Source organism: Pseudomonas urethralis, assembly GCF_021602465.1.
In the GTDB taxonomy this organism is placed as follows: domain Bacteria; phylum Pseudomonadota; class Gammaproteobacteria; order Pseudomonadales; family Pseudomonadaceae; genus Aquipseudomonas; species Aquipseudomonas vlassakiae.
The window spans coordinates 123,527-140,380 of sequence record NZ_BQIJ01000009.1; the positions used below are offsets into that span (position 1 = coordinate 123,527).

At 63.2% G+C, this 16,854-nt stretch carries 18 protein-coding genes; 8 read left to right on the forward strand and 10 right to left on the reverse strand.

Going from position 1 to position 16,854, the window contains the following annotated elements; all coding sequences use genetic code 11:
* Positions 1 to 98: 98 nt before the first annotated feature.
* The 5 genes from L6D64_RS16330 (at position 99) to L6D64_RS16350 (ending at position 4,296) form a co-directional block, all read left to right on the forward strand.
* Positions 99 to 1,259, forward strand: a complete 1,161-nt coding sequence (locus tag L6D64_RS16330) for a D-alanyl-D-alanine carboxypeptidase family protein (RefSeq protein WP_176507072.1) — start codon at positions 99 to 101, stop codon at positions 1,257 to 1,259.
* A 74-nt stretch (positions 1,260 to 1,333) separates the two neighbouring features.
* A complete protein-coding gene (locus L6D64_RS16335) occupies positions 1,334 to 1,609 on the forward strand; it encodes a DUF493 domain-containing protein (protein WP_003249736.1) in 276 nt (91 codons plus the stop codon).
* Complete coding sequence (gene lipB, locus L6D64_RS16340) at positions 1,609 to 2,256, forward strand: lipoyl(octanoyl) transferase LipB (protein WP_176507073.1); 648 nt, start codon at positions 1,609 to 1,611, stop codon at positions 2,254 to 2,256. The genes L6D64_RS16335 and lipB overlap by 1 nt, the downstream gene beginning before the upstream one ends.
* 2 nt (positions 2,257 to 2,258) lie before the next feature.
* Positions 2,259 to 3,275 (forward strand): lipoyl synthase, encoded by a 1,017-nt coding sequence (lipA, locus tag L6D64_RS16345; protein WP_054886158.1) that lies wholly within the window; start codon positions 2,259 to 2,261, stop codon positions 3,273 to 3,275.
* 82 nt (positions 3,276 to 3,357) lie between these two features.
* Complete coding sequence (locus L6D64_RS16350; protein ID WP_176507074.1) at positions 3,358 to 4,296, forward strand: S66 peptidase family protein; 939 nt, start codon at positions 3,358 to 3,360, stop codon at positions 4,294 to 4,296.
* A 33-nt stretch (positions 4,297 to 4,329) separates the two neighbouring features.
* Here L6D64_RS16350 and L6D64_RS16355 read toward each other — a convergent pair whose 3' ends face one another.
* The 5 genes from L6D64_RS16355 to leuS all read right to left on the reverse strand — a co-directional run bounded on the left by L6D64_RS16355 (position 4,330) and on the right by leuS (position 10,332).
* Complete coding sequence (locus L6D64_RS16355) at positions 4,330 to 5,646, reverse strand: lytic murein transglycosylase (RefSeq protein WP_176507075.1); 1,317 nt, start codon at positions 5,644 to 5,646, stop codon at positions 4,330 to 4,332.
* 60 nt (positions 5,647 to 5,706) lie between these two features.
* On the reverse strand, positions 5,707 to 5,871 hold the full coding sequence (gene arfA, locus L6D64_RS16360; RefSeq protein WP_176507076.1) for an alternative ribosome rescue factor ArfA: 165 nt from the start codon (positions 5,869 to 5,871) through the stop codon (positions 5,707 to 5,709).
* A gap of 113 nt (positions 5,872 to 5,984) precedes the next feature.
* Positions 5,985 to 7,022, reverse strand: coding sequence for a DNA polymerase III subunit delta (gene holA / locus L6D64_RS16365; RefSeq protein ID WP_176507077.1), 1,038 nt, complete (start codon positions 7,020 to 7,022; stop codon positions 5,985 to 5,987).
* Between the two features lie 36 nt (positions 7,023 to 7,058).
* Positions 7,059 to 7,664 carry an LPS-assembly lipoprotein LptE gene (locus L6D64_RS16370; RefSeq protein WP_054886153.1) on the reverse strand — a complete coding sequence of 202 codons (606 nt, stop codon included), beginning with the start codon at positions 7,662 to 7,664 and terminating at the stop codon, positions 7,059 to 7,061.
* Between the two features lie 61 nt (positions 7,665 to 7,725).
* The gene (leuS, locus tag L6D64_RS16375; protein WP_176507078.1) at positions 7,726 to 10,332 is read right to left on the reverse strand and encodes a leucine--tRNA ligase; all 2,607 of its coding nucleotides are present in this window, start codon (positions 10,330 to 10,332) and stop codon (positions 7,726 to 7,728) included.
* A gap of 229 nt (positions 10,333 to 10,561) precedes the next feature.
* Between leuS and L6D64_RS16380 the strand changes: the two genes are divergently transcribed.
* Positions 10,562 to 10,876 (forward strand): hypothetical protein, encoded by a 315-nt coding sequence (locus tag L6D64_RS16380; RefSeq protein ID WP_176507079.1) that lies wholly within the window; start codon positions 10,562 to 10,564, stop codon positions 10,874 to 10,876.
* A 131-nt stretch (positions 10,877 to 11,007) separates the two neighbouring features.
* A complete protein-coding gene (locus L6D64_RS16385) occupies positions 11,008 to 11,769 on the forward strand; it encodes a YdcF family protein (protein WP_176507080.1) in 762 nt (253 codons plus the stop codon).
* 126 nt (positions 11,770 to 11,895) lie between these two features.
* Here the strand turns inward: L6D64_RS16385 and lnt are convergent, their stop codons facing one another.
* From lnt to L6D64_RS16405, 4 genes are read right to left on the reverse strand one after another with little or no spacing between them, the layout of a single operon-like run.
* Entirely contained in the window at positions 11,896 to 13,413 is a 1,518-nt protein-coding gene (gene lnt, locus L6D64_RS16390) for an apolipoprotein N-acyltransferase (protein WP_176507081.1), read from the reverse strand.
* Between the two features lie 8 nt (positions 13,414 to 13,421).
* Positions 13,422 to 14,261, reverse strand: coding sequence for an HlyC/CorC family transporter (locus tag L6D64_RS16395; RefSeq protein ID WP_027917759.1), 840 nt, complete (start codon positions 14,259 to 14,261; stop codon positions 13,422 to 13,424).
* 25 nt (positions 14,262 to 14,286) lie between these two features.
* The gene (gene ybeY, locus L6D64_RS16400; RefSeq protein WP_176507082.1) at positions 14,287 to 14,760 is read right to left on the reverse strand and encodes an rRNA maturation RNase YbeY; all 474 of its coding nucleotides are present in this window, start codon (positions 14,758 to 14,760) and stop codon (positions 14,287 to 14,289) included.
* The gene (locus L6D64_RS16405; RefSeq protein WP_176507083.1) at positions 14,753 to 15,751 is read right to left on the reverse strand and encodes a PhoH family protein; all 999 of its coding nucleotides are present in this window, start codon (positions 15,749 to 15,751) and stop codon (positions 14,753 to 14,755) included. Before L6D64_RS16405 ends, ybeY begins: the two co-directional genes overlap by 8 nt.
* A gap of 174 nt (positions 15,752 to 15,925) precedes the next feature.
* Here L6D64_RS16405 and L6D64_RS16410 point away from each other — a divergent pair, with 174 nt between their 5' ends.
* Positions 15,926 to 16,252, forward strand: a complete 327-nt coding sequence (locus tag L6D64_RS16410; protein ID WP_176507084.1) for a DUF1820 family protein — start codon at positions 15,926 to 15,928, stop codon at positions 16,250 to 16,252.
* Between the two features lie 3 nt (positions 16,253 to 16,255).
* Here L6D64_RS16410 and L6D64_RS16415 read toward each other — a convergent pair whose 3' ends face one another.
* Positions 16,256 to 16,801, reverse strand: a complete 546-nt coding sequence (locus L6D64_RS16415) for a tetratricopeptide repeat protein (RefSeq protein WP_176507085.1) — start codon at positions 16,799 to 16,801, stop codon at positions 16,256 to 16,258.
* Positions 16,802 to 16,854: the final 53 nt, after the last annotated feature.

Consider the following 16,854-nt stretch of genomic DNA (forward strand, 5'->3'; position numbering starts at 1 on the left):
GCGGGCCAGGCCGAAGGCCACAAAAACTAGACTGACTGGCGCTGGGCACACGATGTGGCCCAGGGAACATCAGACCATTAGCGATTTTCGAGAGACGGATGAACATCACCAACCTTGCCAAACGACTTTGCCTGCCCGTACTGCTGATGCTCACGCCTGCTGCCTTCGCAGCAGAGCAGATGATGCCGGCGCCACCGCAACTGGCAGCCAAGTCCTACGTACTCATGGACGCGTCCAGCGGCAACGTGCTGGTCGAGAACAACGGTGACGAGCGCCTGCCGCCTGCCAGCCTGACCAAGCTCATGACCGCCTACATCGCCACCGTCGACATCCGTCGCGGCCAGATCGGCGAGAACGACCCGGTCACCGTCAGCGAAAACGCCTGGCGTACCGGCGGTTCGCGCATGTTCATCAAGGTCGGTAGCCAGGTCACCGTGAGCGACCTGCTGCACGGCATCATCATCCAGTCGGGCAACGATGCCTCGGTTGCCCTGGCCGAGCACATCGCCGGCAGCGAAGACGCCTTCGCCGACATGATGAACAAGACCGCTGCCGAACTGGGCATGTCCAACAGCCACTTCATGAACCCGACCGGCCTGCCGAACCCGGAGCACTACTCCTCGGCGCACGACATGGCCCTGCTGGCCCGCGCGATCATCAACATCGACCCGGCCCACTACGCCATCTACTCGCAGAAAGAGTTCTTCTGGAACAACATCAAGCAGCCGAACCGCAACCTGCTGCTGTGGCGTGACAAGACCGTCGACGGTCTGAAAACCGGCCACACCGAAGAAGCCGGCTATTGCATGGTGGCTTCGGCCGTTCGTGATGGCCAGCGCCTGATCGCCGTGGTGTTCGGCACCAACAGCGAGCAAGCCCGTGCTGCCGAGACCCAGAAGCTGCTGACCTACGGGTTCCGCTTCTTCGAAACCCAGACCTTCTACCAGAAGGGCACCGAGCTGACCCAGGCTCCGGTCTGGAAGGGTGCCACCAGTCAAGTCAAGGCTGGCCTGGCCGACGACCTGACCATGACTATGCCTAAAGGCCAATTGAAGCGCCTGCAGGCTTCGATGACCATGAACCCGCAGCTCACCGCACCCATCGCCAAAGGTGACGTGATCGGCAAAGTGGAAGTCAAACTGGACGAGAACGTGGTTCACAGCGCCGACCTGATCGCCCTCGATGGCGTCGAGGAAGGTGGTTTCTTCCGCCGTATGTGGGATAGCATCCGTCTATTCTTCTACGGGTTGTTCAACTGAATACGTGACCTGCACGCCCCCGCGTAACCAGCGGGGGCGTTGTTGTTGCCACGGCTTACGAGGCCGTTTCCGCCATGAGCGAACCTGACGTCAAGTCGCACAAAATCGAATTCCCCTGCGACGATTACCCGATCAAGGTAATCGGCGACACCGTAGTCGGCTTCAAGGACACGGTGATCGAGATCCTGAGCAAGCACGCGAAGGTCGACCTTTCCACATTGGCCGAGCGCCAGAGCAAGGAAGGCAAGTACACCACCGTGCAACTGCACATCGTCGCCGAAAGCGAAAATCAGCTGCATGACATCAACAGTGCCCTGCGTGCCACCGGCATCGTGAAAATGGTGCTCTGATGTCGCTTTGCCTCGGTGTTCGCGAACTTGGCCTGCAGCCCTATGAACCGGTGCTGGAGGCCATGCGTCGCTTCACCGAGCAGCGTAGCCCGGACAGCCAGGACGAAATCTGGCTGGTCGAGCACCCCGCGGTCTTCACCCAGGGCCAGGCCGGCAAGGCCGAGCACCTGCTGGTTCCGGGAGACATCCCGGTGGTGCAGACCGACCGCGGCGGCCAGGTGACCTACCATGGCCCCGGGCAGCTGGTGGCCTACCTGCTGCTGGACGTGCGCCGTCTTGGCTTTGGCGTGCGCGAACTGGTCAGCCGCATCGAGCAGACCCTGATCGACCTGCTGGCCAGCTATGGCGTCAACGCCGTGGCCAAGCCAGATGCGCCGGGTGTCTATGTCGACGGAGCGAAAATCGCCTCCCTCGGCCTGCGAATCCGCAACGGCCGTTCCTTCCACGGCCTTGCTCTGAACGTGGACATGGACCTAGCGCCATTCCGCCGAATCAACCCCTGTGGGTACGCGGGGCTGGCCATGACCCAGCTGCGTGACCTGGCAGGTCCGATCGAACTCGACGAGGTCAGGACAAGGCTGCGCGGACAGCTGGTCAGGCACCTCGACTATGCTGAGCAGACGACCCTGACGGGCGGAATCGACTGAATATGACAACTGTGCAAGAAGCCGTGCCGAACCTGATACCCACCCAGGATGCCACCGCGCGCCCAGCGCCGAAAAAAGTGGAAGCCGGGGTAAAGCTGCGTGGCGCCGAAAAGGTCGCGCGTATCCCGGTGAAGATCATCCCCACCGATGAGCTGCCGAAAAAGCCTGACTGGATCCGCGTGCGCATCCCGGTCTCCCCTGAAGTCGACCGCATCAAGCAGCTGCTGCGCAAGCACAAGCTGCACAGCGTGTGCGAAGAGGCGTCTTGCCCGAACCTGGGCGAGTGCTTCTCCGGTGGCACCGCGACCTTCATGATCATGGGCGACATCTGCACCCGTCGTTGCCCGTTCTGCGACGTCGGCCATGGCCGGCCGAAGCCACTGGACCTGGACGAGCCGAAGAACCTGGCCGTTGCCATTGCCGACCTGCGCCTGAAGTACGTGGTGATCACCTCGGTGGACCGCGACGACCTGCGAGACGGCGGTGCCCAGCACTTCGCCGACTGCATTCGCGAAATCCGCGCCTTGTCGCCTGGCGTGCAGCTGGAAACCCTGGTACCGGACTACCGTGGCCGCATGGACGTTGCCCTGGAAATCACTGCGCAAACGCCGCCTGACGTGTTCAACCACAACCTCGAGACCGTACCACGCCTGTACAAGGCCGCGCGTCCGGGTTCGGACTACGACTGGTCGCTGGACCTGCTGCAAAAGTTCAAGCAGATGGTCCCGCACGTGCCGACCAAGTCAGGCCTGATGCTCGGCCTGGGCGAGACCGACGAGGAAGTGATCGAGGTGATGCAGCGCATGCGTGAGCACGATATCGACATGCTGACCCTCGGGCAGTACCTGCAGCCATCGCGCAGCCACCTGCCGGTGCAGCGCTTCGTCCACCCGGACACCTTCGCCTGGTTCGCCGAAGAAGGCTACAAGATGGGCTTCAAGAACGTCGCTTCCGGCCCGTTGGTGCGTTCGTCGTACCATGCCGACCAGCAGGCGCACGAAGCCAAGATCAAGCTCTGACCCGGGCTTGCGTTGAACATGCCGATGCACGCCGAGAGGCGGCATCGGCATTTTTGTCTTTGCTGTCCCGTAAGGAGCTGCGATGAATTGCGTTGAAACCACAGAGTCCCGTTTGCCTGCCGCGCTGGCGGAAAATGCCTGCTTTGCCATCGTTGCACCGGCAGGGCCGGCACGTCTGGATGCGCAGAAGGCCGGCCAGTGGTTCAGTGAGCGTGGCTACCGATGCCGGATCTACCCGGGCGTTTCCCAGGCCGACGGTTACCTGGCCGGTAGCGACGAGCAGCGCCTGCAGGATCTGCATGCCGCTTTCGCCGACCCGCAGGTCGACGCGATCCTGTGCATGCGAGGTGGTTATGGCAGCATGCGCCTGCTCGATCGGCTCGATTTCGAGCTGATCCGCCGCAACCCCAAGCCGCTGATCGGCTACAGCGACATCACCGCGCTGCACACCGCCATTTACCAGCGTACCGGGTTGATCACCTTTCACGGTGCGATGCTCAATGCCGACCTGTTGGGCGCCAAGTTGCAACCGACCGAGTCATCGTTGCTGGCGCAGTTGGGCGGGCTTTTGCGGGAGGGCGATGAAATTGTCCATCCGGCCGCGTTCGCCTTGAATGGCGTGGTACCCGGTGTTGCCAGCGGGCGCCTGCTGGGTGGCAATCTGTCGATGCTGGGTGCCACCCTCGGGACGGTAGCGGAGATTGATACGCAGGGCTGCATCCTGTTCATCGAGGACGTCAATGAGCCGCTGTATCGGGTGGACCGGTTGCTGACCCAGTTGCGCCTGGCGGGCAAGCTGGAGGGCGTCCAGGGCGTGCTGGTGGGGGATTTTGCCGGGATTACCGTGGCAGCGCTGGCGCCGCTGCTGGAAGAGACTTTCAGGCCGCTGGGGGTGCCGGTGCTGGCCGGGTGGCGCAGTGGGCATTGTGATCCGAATGTGTGCTTGCCACTGGGGGCGCTGGTGAAGCTGGACAGTGACAAGCAGACACTGGTGCTGGGGCAGAGCCTGTTCAAGGCTTGAAATCGCCGGGGCCGCACAGCGGCCCCAATGACTTCAGCGTTGACGCAAACTGTCGAGCAACTTGTGGGTCGGATAGCCATCCGCCGGCCACCCCAGCTGCTGCTGGGCATTACGAATCGCCTTGCGGGTGTTGGCCCCGATGATGCCGTCCGGGTTGCCCGCTTCATGGCCACTGGCATTCAGCAGATTCTGCAACTCCATGCGCTCGCTGCGGCTCAATGGAAGGTCTTCTTTCGGCCAGCTGCCGCTGATGAAGCCCCAGCCCGAGAAGCGATCACCGAGCAGGCTCACTGCCAGTGCGTAGGACGACGAATTGTTGTACTTGAGAATGGCGCGGAAGTTGTCCAGCACGAGGAATGCCGGACCGCGGGCGCCCGCAGGCAGCAGCAGGGCTGCCGACAGCTGATTGCTGCCCGCTGGCAGCTGGGTACCTGCCGGCAGTTTCACGCCCATCTGCAACCATTCGTACACCGGCTTTCGCAGCGAGCCGTCGGCTTGCCAGTAGTCGAAACCGGCCGGCACCTGCACTTCAAAGCCCCAAGGCTGGCCATGTTTCCAGCCAGAGCTCTGCAGGTAGTGCGCAGTCGATGCCAAGGCATCGGGCGTGCTGTTCCAGATATCCCGGCGACCATCACCGTCGAAATCCACCGCATGGGTGTTGTAGGTGGTCGGGATGAACTGGGTCTGGCCCATGGCGCCGGCCCACGAACCCCGCATGGCCTCAGGCTGGATATCGCCGTGCTGGATGATTTGCAGGGCGGCGATCAGCTGGTCCTGAGCGAACTGAGGGCGGCGCCCTTCATAGGCGAGGGTGGCCAGCGAACGGATTACCGACTTGCTGCCCTGGAACTGGCCAAAGTTGCTCTCCATGCCCCACACCGCAACCAGCGCCTGACGATCGACGCCATAGCGCTGCTCGATGCGGGTCAGCAGTTCGGCGTTCTGTTCCAGCAGTTTCTTGCCGTTGCGCACGCGCAGGGGCGACAGCGCGCCCTCCAGGTATTCCCACACCGGGCGGGTGAATTCGGGCTGGCTGCGGTCGGCCTTGATCACATCGAGGTCGGGGGTCACGCCGAGGAACGCTCGGTCGAAGGTGCTCGCTTCGATCCCGGCCTGAAGGGCCTGCTGGCGGAAGTTCGCCTGCCATTCGGCGAAGGACAGCAGGGGCTGGATTTCAGTGCTGACGTCAGCTGTGGCGCTGGGCAGGGGCACTGCCGGCGCGGGCTGGGCGGGGGCCAGCGGCAGGGCGTCGGCGGCGGTGGGTTTTTCCGCGCAGGCGACGAGCAGGATGAAGCTGGAGGCCGCGAGCAACTGGCGGGATTTCCAACGGGGGAGAAGACTCAAGAGCATGCACAGATCCAGAATTGCAGGTCAGGTGCCGACCATACCATGCCTGCGCCTGCGATGCTTTCATGCGGCCAAAAAGTAAGAAGCCTCCCAATCTCTCGATTGGAAGGCTTCGCGGCGGTAGCTGCCTTTGCCTTTTACCGGTTGTTCCTGGCGGCAGCGGAACAAGGGTTGGGCGATGATCGATTTGGCCTTGTTGTGGCCGTGCTTTTTCGGCTTTTTGCTCATGGTGTGGGTCCCGGCTAGGGTAGGTTTCGGGGCGGACTTTAGGGCTTGGGGCTGGGTGGGGCCAATTGATTGTCTTTATGGCTGAGCGCTTCGGGCCGCTCCGCGCGCATTGGCTATTGTGCAGGGAGCGCGAGTTTTTGCCCGGCCATCAACAGCACCAGGCGTGACAACCCGGTCCATGGCGAGCCCTCGGCCTGCCCCTTGATTTGCGCATCGATACGCTGGGCATCCTGCAGCAACTGCGCCCAGCGCTGCGCCGAGAGGCGCTGAAGCGCTTTGCTGACCAGCGGCCGGCGTTTGTCCCACACGGGCGGGCGCGCCTGGCTGAAGGCCTTGTCCAGCGGTACACCTTGGCTGAACTGCTGGGCCAGCCCGGCCAGCAGGCGCAGCTCACGCGCCAACGCCCAGAGAATCACCGGCGGTTCCACACCCTCGCCGCGCAGCCCTTCGAGCATGCGCAGTGCATGTGCGGCCTCACCATTGAGGATGGCGTCCACCAAGCCGAAGACATCGAAGCGCGCACTGTCGGCAACCGCAGCCTGTACCGTTTCGACGGTGATCTGGTTGCCCTCTGCCAGCAGCTTGAGCTTTTCGATCTCCTGGGCGGCGGCCAGCAAGTTGCCTTCTACCCGTGCGGCGATCAGATCGACGGCATCGCGTTGCGCCGACAGCCCGGCCTGGGTCAGGCGCTGGTTGATCCACTGGGGTAATTGCTGGGCATCCACCGGCCAGATCTGGATGAACTGACAGTGGGCACCTTCGATCAGTGCCTTGCCCCACTTGGTCTTTTGCGCGCTGCCGTCGAGCTTGGGCAGGCTGATCAGCAGCAGGGTATCTTCGGCGGGCTTGGCGCAATATTCCATGAGCGCCGCAGCGCCCTTGTCACCGGGCTTGCCCGACGGCAGGCGCAGCTCCAGCAGGCGCCGCTGGGCGAATAGCGACAGGCTGGCACCTGCTTGCAGCAGGGTACCCCAGTCGAAGTTGGCGTCAGCGCTGAACACCTGGCGTTCGTCATAACCCTGCTGGCGCGCCGCATTGCGGATGGCATCGGCGGCTTCCTGGCACAGCAGTGGGTCGTCGCCACTGACCACGTAGACCGGGGCCAGGCTACCTTGCAGGTGCTTGTTGAGTTGGGCGGGGGCGAGCTTCATGGGAGCAGGCGGGGCACCGGAGTGCCCCGTTCGGGCTTAGTTGCCCGGGATTTCCATAGGTGACTGCTGCGGCGTCTCGGCCTGTTGGCGGCGTGCAGCTTCCAGTGCATCGGCTTCGGCCTTGGCGCGTGCGTCGGCCTTGCGCTGCAACTCATCGAGCTGCGCAGGGCTCAGCTGTTGCAGGCGCGAAACCATCGACTGCACCAGGTCGCGGCGCATTTCTTCGCGTGCTCGCAGGGCTTCCTGATCGGAGCCGGTGATATTGCCACCGTCACGCACGTACACCTTGCGTGCTTCTACCTTGTTGCTCAACAGTTCGAGGTTGTTCAGGCCGAGGATGCTGTAGCTGAGCGTGGTGGTGAGCTCGTATTCGGCCGTGCTGTTGCCACCGGAGTAGCTCGCCGAGCGAGAGCTTTCCTGCTCGTTGGTCAGCACCAGGCGATAAGGCGCGCCCGCATGCACGTTGACGCCACTGCGCTCAAGTACCTGGCGCAGTTGCACCACGGTCTGGCCGTAGGCGTTGCGCGCACTGACGTCCATCTCCTTGACGCGCAGGTCGTTGGTGCCGGTGCCGCGCAGCTGGAAACCGCAGGCGCTGAGCAGGACAGCCAGGCCCATTACCAGCAGATTGCGTTTGATCATGTTGTTGCTCCCTTGTGGGCCGATACCGCCCACCCGCACCGGATGCGGGTGGGCGTTGCCATCAGTTGGCGACGATGTTGACCAGTTTGCCCGGTACCACGATAACCTTGCGGATAGTCAGGCCATCGATGAAGCGCAGGACGTTTTCGTTGCTGCGGGCAGCGGCTTCGACTTCCTCGCGGCTGGCTGCGGCTGGCATTTCAACCTGGCCACGCAGCTTGCCGTTGACCTGCACCACCAGGGTGATGCTGTCCTGCACCAGGGCGCTCTCGTCGACTGCCGGCCAGCCTGCGTCGATGACAGCCTGGTCGTGGCCCAGCTGCTTCCACAGTTCGTGGGAAATGTGCGGAGTGATCGGTGCCAGCAGCAGGGTCACGGCCTCCAGGCCTTCCTGCAGCAGGGCGCGGTCCTGTTCGGTGGCCTGCGGGGCCTTTTCCAGCACGTTCATCACGGTCATCACCTGGGCGATGGCGGTGTTGAACTTGTGGAACTGGCCGACATCGGTGCTGGCCTGTTTGATCGCGGCGTGGATGGCGCGGCGGATGACCTTCTGTGCGTCGTCCAGTGCGGCGACGTCCAGCTTGCCCGGCAGGCCTTGTGCGACGTGAGACTGGGCCAGGCGCCAGACGCGGCGCAGGAAGCGGCTTGCACCTTCGACGCCGGAGTCGGACCACTCCAGGCTCGCGTCAGGTGGCGAGGCGAACATCATGAACAGGCGGCAGGTGTCGGCGCCGTACTGGTCGATCATCGACTGCGGGTCGACGCCGTTGTTCTTCGACTTCGACATCTTCTCGGTGCCGCCGATTTCCACCGGCAGGCCATCGGTCTTCAGGCGGGCACCGATGATCTTGGCCTTGGCATCGCGTTCGATTTCGACGTCGGCCGGGTTGAACCAGTCCTTGCCGCCATTGCTGGCTACGCGGTAGTAGGTCTCGGCGACCACCATGCCCTGGGTCAGTAGGTTCCTGAACGGCTCGTTGGAGGTCACCAGGCCCTCGTCGCGCATCAGCTTGTGGAAGAAGCGCGCGTACAGCAGGTGCAGGATCGCGTGTTCGATACCGCCGATGTACTGGTCGACCGGCAGCCAGTGGTTGGCTGCTTTCGGGTCGACCATGCCACCTTCGTAGTTCGGCGAAGCGTAGCGGGCGAAATACCAGGACGACTCGACGAAGGTGTCCATGGTGTCGGTTTCGCGCTTGGCCGCAGCACCGCATTTGGGGCAGCTGCACTCATAGAACTCAGGCATGCGCGCCAGCGGCGAACCGGCACCGTCCGGCACCACGTTTTCCGGCAGGGTGACCGGCAGCTGGTCTTCCGGCACGGGTACGTCGCCGCACGACGGGCAGTGGATGATCGGGATCGGGCAGCCCCAGTAGCGCTGGCGGCTGATGCCCCAGTCGCGCAGGCGGAACTGGGTGCGAGACTTGCCCAGTTCCTTGCGGATCAGGGCGGCTTCGATGGCGTCGAAGGCGCCGGCGAAGTCCAGGCCGTCGAACTCGGCGGAGTTGATCAGCTGGCCATGCTCGCCATAGGCGGCCAGCCATTCGCTGCCGACGTCATCGCCGGCGCTGGTGCGCACCACGGCCTTGACCGGCAGGTTGTACTTGCGGGCGAACTCGAAGTCGCGCTCGTCGTGGGCCGGGACGGCCATCACGGCGCCATCGCCGTAGTGCATCAGCACGTAGTTGGCGACCCAGACCGGCAGCTTCTCGCCGGTCAGCGGGTGCTCGACGAACAGGGAAGTGGGCATGCCCTTCTTCTCCTGGGTGGCCATGTCGGCCTCGGCGACGCTGCCGCTCTTGCATTCATCGATGAACGCCTGCAGGGCCGGGTTGCCCTGGGCGGCCTGGGTGGCCAGCGGGTGCTCGGCGGCAACGGCGACGTAAGTGGCGCCCATCAGGGTGTCTGGACGGGTGGTGAAGACCTTGAGGGTGCCTTCGTGGCCGATGCTGGCCTTGTCATACGGGAACTGCACTTCCATGCCACGCGACTTGCCGATCCAGTTGCGCTGCATGGTCTTGACCTGCTCTGGCCAGCCCGGCAGTTCGTCGAGGCTTTCCAGCAACTCGTCGGCGTAGTCGGTGATGCGGAAGTAGTACATCGGGATCTCGCGCTTCTCGATCAGCGCGCCCGAACGCCAGCCGCGGCCGTCGATGACCTGCTCGTTGGCCAGTACGGTCTGGTCGGCCGGGTCCCAGTTCACGGTCCCGTTCTTGCGGTAGATGATGCCTTTCTCGAACAGGCGGGTGAACAGCCACTGTTCCCAGCGGTAGTAATCCGGCTTGCAGGTGGTGACTTCACGCGCCCAATCGATGGCCAGGCCCAGGCTCTTGAGCTGGGTCTTCATGTAGTCGATGTTCTCGTACGTCCACTTGGCCGGGGCGACGTTGTTCTTCATTGCCGCGTTTTCCGCGGGCATGCCGAAGGCGTCCCAGCCCATCGGCTGCAGGACGTTCTTGCCCAGCATGCGCTGGTAACGGGCGATCACGTCACCAATGGTGTAGTTGCGCACGTGGCCCATGTGTAGCTTGCCGCTCGGGTACGGGAACATCGACAGGCAGTAGTACGTGTCTTTGCCTGGCTGTTCGGTAACAGCGAACGATTGTTGCTCGTCCCAGAATTTCTGGGCGGCGGCTTCGATATCACGGGGCGTGTATTGTTCGTGCATGGCTACTTTTTGCTGAGAGAGAAGAGACCTTGTTCCAGGCAGCGGAACCTCGCTGCGTCCGGCACTCCGGTGTCGTTTTAGAGTGAACGCCGTAGCATACAGCAGCGCCGCGCATCGTGGGAAACCTTGATTGCGAATGCCCGCTGGTCGCGGCATCCGGCTGCTTTTTACAGCGACGCTAAGCTCAGGTGTGGGGGGAGATAATCTTTATCTTCAATGAGGTGAACGGATGGGAGAGACGCAGCTACCCGCAATCAAACCGGAGCTTTACGAACGCCTGATCGACCGTCTTGGCCTGGCACTGGAAGTCGCCAGGACCTCGGTAAGATTACGCGACGAGATGCCAGCCGAGCTGGAGTTGCGTGGCTTGAGCCATGCAGAGTTCGAAGTGATCAAGGCTTACCTGGAGTCCCTCCCGGAACGCCGTGATGCCTGTGCCGGTACATTCCCGCAAGCGGAACCGGCCACGGCCAAGATCATCTGGCTCAAGGACAAGAAACGCCCCGCCAACTCGGCGAGATCCAGGACGCTGCCGCATCGCTAGCCGTTCAGGACGCCAGGCGCAGGCAATCGCGCGCCGGTTCTACAACACACTTCCCATGATCGACGCCGGCCCGGGCTTGTTGACCGGCGTCGATCCTTTATAGGCTGCACGCCTTCCATGGAGGTGTGTCGATGCCGATCCGGTTTTTCTTCAAGCAATGGCTGATGCCGCCTGGCGTCCTGTTTCTGCTGCTGCTCGCGGCCTGGTGGTTGCGCAGACGGCGGCCGCGGTTGGCAACGCTGTGTTTCGTCATGGGGCTGGGAGGCCTGTGGCTGATGAGTTTGCCGCTGGTGGTGCAGGAGTTTGCCCGTCTGCTGGAGACCGAGCCGCCCCTGGCGACAGCTGATTGGACCGGCCTGGCGAGCAGGGCCGACGCCATCGTCGTGCTTGGCGCGGGGCGTGAGCGGGGCGACCCGGCCTGGGGTGGCGTGGACCAGCCTGCGGCAACGGCCCTTGAGCGCATGCGTTTTGCCGCTCGGCTGGCGAAAGCCTCGGGGTTACCGGTACTGACCAGTGGTGGCTTGCACTATGGGACGCCACCGAGCGAAGCACAGTTGATGGCTGACCGCCTTCGTGAGGATTTCGCCGTCGAGGTGAAATGGCAGGAAGAGGCCAGCCGCACTACCTGGGAGAACGCCCGGCTGAGCGCCAGGATATTGCAACCGCTGGGCATACACCGGGTGGTGGTGGTGACTCAGGCGTGGCACATGCAACGCTCGCGCTGGAGCTTCGAGCGGGCCGGGTTCGAGGTGGTGCCGGCGCCGGTGGGGTTCCTCGGGCGCGATCATGCGCGGCCGTTCGGTGGCTTGCTGCCGGAGAGCCGGGCGATGTGGCAGAGCGGGCAGTTGCTCAATGAAGCGGTGGGGTTGGTGGGGTATCGGTTGTTCTATTGAGCCATGTGTTGCTAGTGCTGGCCTCTTCGCGGGTAAACCCGCTCCTACAGGTGCTGCACAAGCCTCGAGGGCTGTGGAGGTTCTGTGGGAGCGGGTTCACCCGCGAAGTGGCCGGTGCGGTCTGAATCAGACTGTCTTGGCGATACGGCTCGCCAGCAGGGCCCAGCCCAGCAACAGCACGCAAAGCATCGCCAGCGGCCAGGACCGCCACTGCAGGTAAGGCGTCAGCTGCTGCATTGGCACCACTTCCCCATACAGCACCGCCCGCTGGAACTGCGGCACTTGTGCGGTGATCTTGCCAAACGGGTCGATCAGTGCGGTTACGCCGTTGTTGGTGGCGCGGATCATCCAGCGGCCGGCTTCCAGTGCACGCATCTGCGCCATCTGCAGGTGCTGCAGCGGGCCGATCGAGGTGCCGAACCAGGTGTCGTTGCTGATGGTCAGCAGCAGGTCACTGCGTGCCGCCAGGCCAGCAGCGAACTCGGGGTAGACCACTTCGTAGCAGATGAACGGGGCAATCTGGTAGCCCTTGGCTTGCAGCAGTGGCTGGTCCGCGGGGCCGCGGGCAAAGTCCGACATCGGCAGGTTGAAGAACTCGATCGCGCCGCGAAGCATGTCCTGCAACGGCACATACTCGCCAAACGGCACCAGTTTCTGCTTGAGGTAAGTACCGTCGCCTTCGCCGGTTGCGGTGACGCCGTTGTAATAGCGGCGCTGGTGATGCACCACTTCACGGACGGGGACACCGGTGATCAGCGCCGAGTGCCGGTCGGCAGCAAAGCGGCCCATCACATCGATATAGCCTTGAGCCTGGTCCTTGAGCACTGGCACGGCGGTTTCCGGCCACACCAGCAGGTCAACCGGTTTGGAGCTGAAGCTCATGTCGCGGTACAGCGCCAGTTGCGCGTCGATGTGGGCCGGGTCCCACTTCAGGTCCTGCTCGACGTTGCCCTGCAGGGCCGCGACCTTGAGCGGGTCGCCCGCCGGCGTGGTCCAGGCGTGGCCCTTGAGGGCCATGCCGATCACCCATGGCGCCAGCAGCAGTGCCGCGCCGATGCCCAGGAACGATGGGCGTTCGCGCAGGCGGTGCAGGTTGCACAGCAGCGCGGCGCTCAGCGCCAGGGCGAAGGAAATCAGCCACACGCCACCTAGCGGCGCAAGGCCCGACAGCGGGCCGTCGAGCTGGCTGTAACCGGCATACAGCCAAGGGAAGCCAGTCAGGAACCAGCCACGGAAGGCCTCTTGCAGCAGCCACAGGGCGGCGAAGCACAGGGCATCGGCCAGGGGCGCCTCGTTGCGCCTGAACCAGCGTGCCCATAGCCAGGTGGGCAGGGCGAAGAACCAGGCGAGGGCGGCGAAGAACGCCAGCAGCAAGACGATCGCCAACAACGGCGAGGCGCCGCCGTAGGTATTCATGCTGACGTAGATCCACCACGTGCCTGCGCCATAGAGGCCAAAGCCGAACCACCAGCCACGCCACATGGCCTGGCGCGGGCTGAGCTCGCGCAGGCCAAGGTAGAGCAGGGCGATTGACAGCAGGGCCAGCGGCCAGATATCGAACGGCGCCAGGGCCAGGAGGGTCGATGCGCCGGCCGCCAGGGCCAGCAAATTACCGGGCCAGCCGGGGCGGGTGATCCAACGCATGTTTGTCCTTAGCGGGTGATCGGGGTCAGGCGCAGCAAGTGTATCCGCCGGCTGTCGGCATTGAGAATACGGAACTTGTAGGCGCCGATTTCGGTGGTCTCGTTGCGCTTGGGCAGGTGGCCGAAGGCGCTCATCACCAGACCGCCGACGGTGTCGAACTCGTCATCCGAGAATTCGCTGTCGAAAAACTCGTTGAAGTTGTCGATCGGTGTCAGCGCCTTGACCAGGAAGTCACCGCTCGGTAGCGGCTTGATGTAGCTGTCTTCCTCGACGTCGTGCTCGTCCTCGATGTCACCGACGATCTGTTCCAGCACGTCCTCGATGGTCACCAGGCCCGCCACGCCGCCGTACTCGTCGATGACGATGGCCATGTGGTTATGGTTGGCGCGGAACTCGCGCAGCAGCACGTTCAGGCGCTTGGACTCCGGCACGAACGTGGCCGGGCGCAGCAGGTCCTTGATGTTGAAGCTGTCGCCGTTCTCCTTGAGGATCAGCGGCAGCAGGTCCTTGGCCAGCAGGATCCCGAGCACATCGTCGTGGCTTTCACCGATCACCGGGTAGCGCGAGTGGGCAGCGTCGATGACGGCCGGGAGGAACTCGCGCGGCGATTGGGTCGCCTTGATGCTGATCATTTGCGAACGCGGGACCATGATGTCGCGTACCTGCAGGTCGGCGACCTGGATGGCACCTTCGACGATGGTCAGCGCTTCGCTGTCGAGCAGCTTGTTCTGATGGGCTTCGCGCAGCAGCTCAAGGAGCTCCTGGCGGTTTTTCGGCTCATGGGCAAAAGCCTGGGTCAGTTTACCCAGCCAGGACTTCTGCCCGTTGCTCGATCGATCTTCGCTCATGGCGGTTCTCGTGATCCTTCGTGTATCAGTGTGTGAGAGGTTCGTTTTCATCGTCGGCGTACGGGTCAGGGTGACCCAGTTCCGCCAGCAATTCCCGTTCCAGCGCTTCCATTTCCTCGGCCTCATCGTCTTCGATGTGGTCGTAGCCGAGCAAGTGAAGGCAGCCGTGGATGACCAGGTGCGCCCAGTGCGCTTCCAGCGACTTGCCCTGTTCGGCCGCCTCGCGCTCGACCACTGGCACGCAGATCACCAGGTCGCCCAGCAGCGGGATATCGAGCAGGTCATCCGGCACGTCGGCCGGGAACGACAGCACATTGGTCGCGTAGTCCTTGTGCCGGTAGGTGCGGTTGAGTTCGCGGCCTTCGCCTTCGTCGACCAGACGAATGGTCATTTCCGAGTCGGCCGTGCGCTGGCGCAAGGCCAGTTCGCACCAGCGGCGGAAGGCGGCGTCGTCCGGGGCGGCAGCATCCGTGGCCCGTTGCAGGTCAAGTTCAAGCATCTTTGCCGGGTGCCTCGGGCTTGGCCTGGCGGGCATCGAAGCGGTTATAAGCCTCGACGATACGCTGCACCAGTGGGTGACGAACCACATCTTTGGGTTGGAAGTGGGTGAAGCTGATCCCCGGTACGTCCCTGAGCACCTCGATCACATGGGCCAGGCCCGACTTGGTGCCACGGGGCAGGTCGACCTGGGTGATATCACCGGTGATCACCGCCGTCGAGCCGAAGCCGATACGGGTAAGGAACATCTTCATCTGTTCCAGCGTGGTGTTCTGGCTTTCGTCGAGGATGATGAAGCTATTGTTCAGGGTGCGGCCGCGCATGTAGGCCAGCGGGGCGATCTCGATCACCTGGCGCTCGATCAGCTTGGCCACATGCTCGAAGCCGAGCATCTCGTACAGCGCGTCGTACAGCGGGCGCAGGTACGGGTCGATCTTCTGGGCCAGGTCGCCAGGCAGGAAGCCGAGCTTTTCGCCCGCCTCGACCGCCGGGCGTACCAGCAGGATGCGGCGCACTTGCTCACGCTCCAGGGCGTCGACGGCGCAGGCCACGGCAAGGTAAGTCTTGCCGGTACCGGCCGGGCCGATGCCGAAGTTGATGTCATTGCCCAGGATTTCCTTGACGTAGCGCTGCTGGTTGACGCCGCGCGGGCGAATATTGCCCTTGCGCGTGCGCAGCGAGACGCTGACTTCATTGACCGCGGGATTGTCGATGTTCTCTACCGTCGACTCCTGCAGGTACAGGTGCACGGTTTCCGGCGACAGGTCCGTGGCCTTGGTCTCGCGGTAGAGGCGGCGCAGCAGTTGCTCGGCAGCGGAAGTGGTCTTGGGTTCGCCGATCAGCTCGAATTGGTTGCCGCGGTTGCGGATTTCGATGGCCAGGCGTTGTTCGATCAGGCGCAGGTGCTCGTCGAACTGGCCGCACAAGTTGGCGAAACGGTGGGCCTCGAAGGGTTCGAGGATGAAACGATGAGGTTGTATGGGTGCGTTCAAGGTCGTTTTTAGCCGCTCGACGGCAATGAATGTGAACTCAAGAATAACCCCTGAAGGGCAGTGGCGAAAGCACTGAAACGATCAAGGGTGGGTTCAGGCTGTATACCCGCCCGGGCCGAGGCCCGCTCTGCTATGATGCGCGCCTTTTCTTACGCATGTGTTATCCCGCCGAACATGAGCAAACGCGAACCCGCCATCTACAAGGTGATCTTCCTCAACCAGGGGCAGGTCTTCGAGATGTATGCCAAGCAGATCTACCAGAGCGACCTGTGGGGCTTTCTGGAAATCGAGGAGTTCGTTTTCGGCGAACGCACCCAGGTGGTGGTCGACCCGAGCGAAGAGAAGCTCAAGAATCAGTTCGAAGGGGTGATCCGCAGTTTCGTGCCGATGCATTCGATCGTGCGCATCGATGAAGTGGAGCGCCTGGGCACGGCCAAGATCAGCGAGGCGAAGGCCAGCGGCAACGTGATGCCGTTCCCCATGCCGATGCCGGAGCGGTAAGCATCAGGGCAGTGGCGAGAACGGTGTGCGTCCTTCGGCGTTCTGCAGTTCCAGCAAGTACTTGCGGAAGATCTGGCCAAGTACCTGGGTGGCGTGCTCAAGCTCGTCGCGAGGCATCTGTTCGGTCACTTCGTCGGCCATGTCCAGCGCATCCTCGGCGCCGTTGACCGCGGCCATCTTCAGCAGGATATAGGCCTGCACGTTGTTGGCCTTGACCCCTTCGCCATGAAAGAACATGGCGCCAAGGCGGTACTGGGCTTCGGCGTGGCCTTGCAGCGAGGCCTTCTGGAACCAGTCCAGGGCCATCTTCAGGTTTTTCGGCGTCAGCGTGTAGTAATACTCGCCTAGCTCGAACTGTGCCTGGGCGTCCCCGGTCGCCGCTGTTTCTTCGCAGGCTTTCAGCGCGTTCTGCAGGTCTTCTGGCTGAACATTGAGCGTGCAGCGCCCCGTTGCCGGGATCAGCAACGAGTTACCACCCTCCGCCAGGGCCAGCAGGGGCTGAAGAAGCAACAGGCAGCCCAAGGTCAGGGCGCGGCCGGTGCGGTTCATGGGGATCGACTTACCTCTGCAAAGCTGCGGCCAATGTCTCTGGTGGCACATTA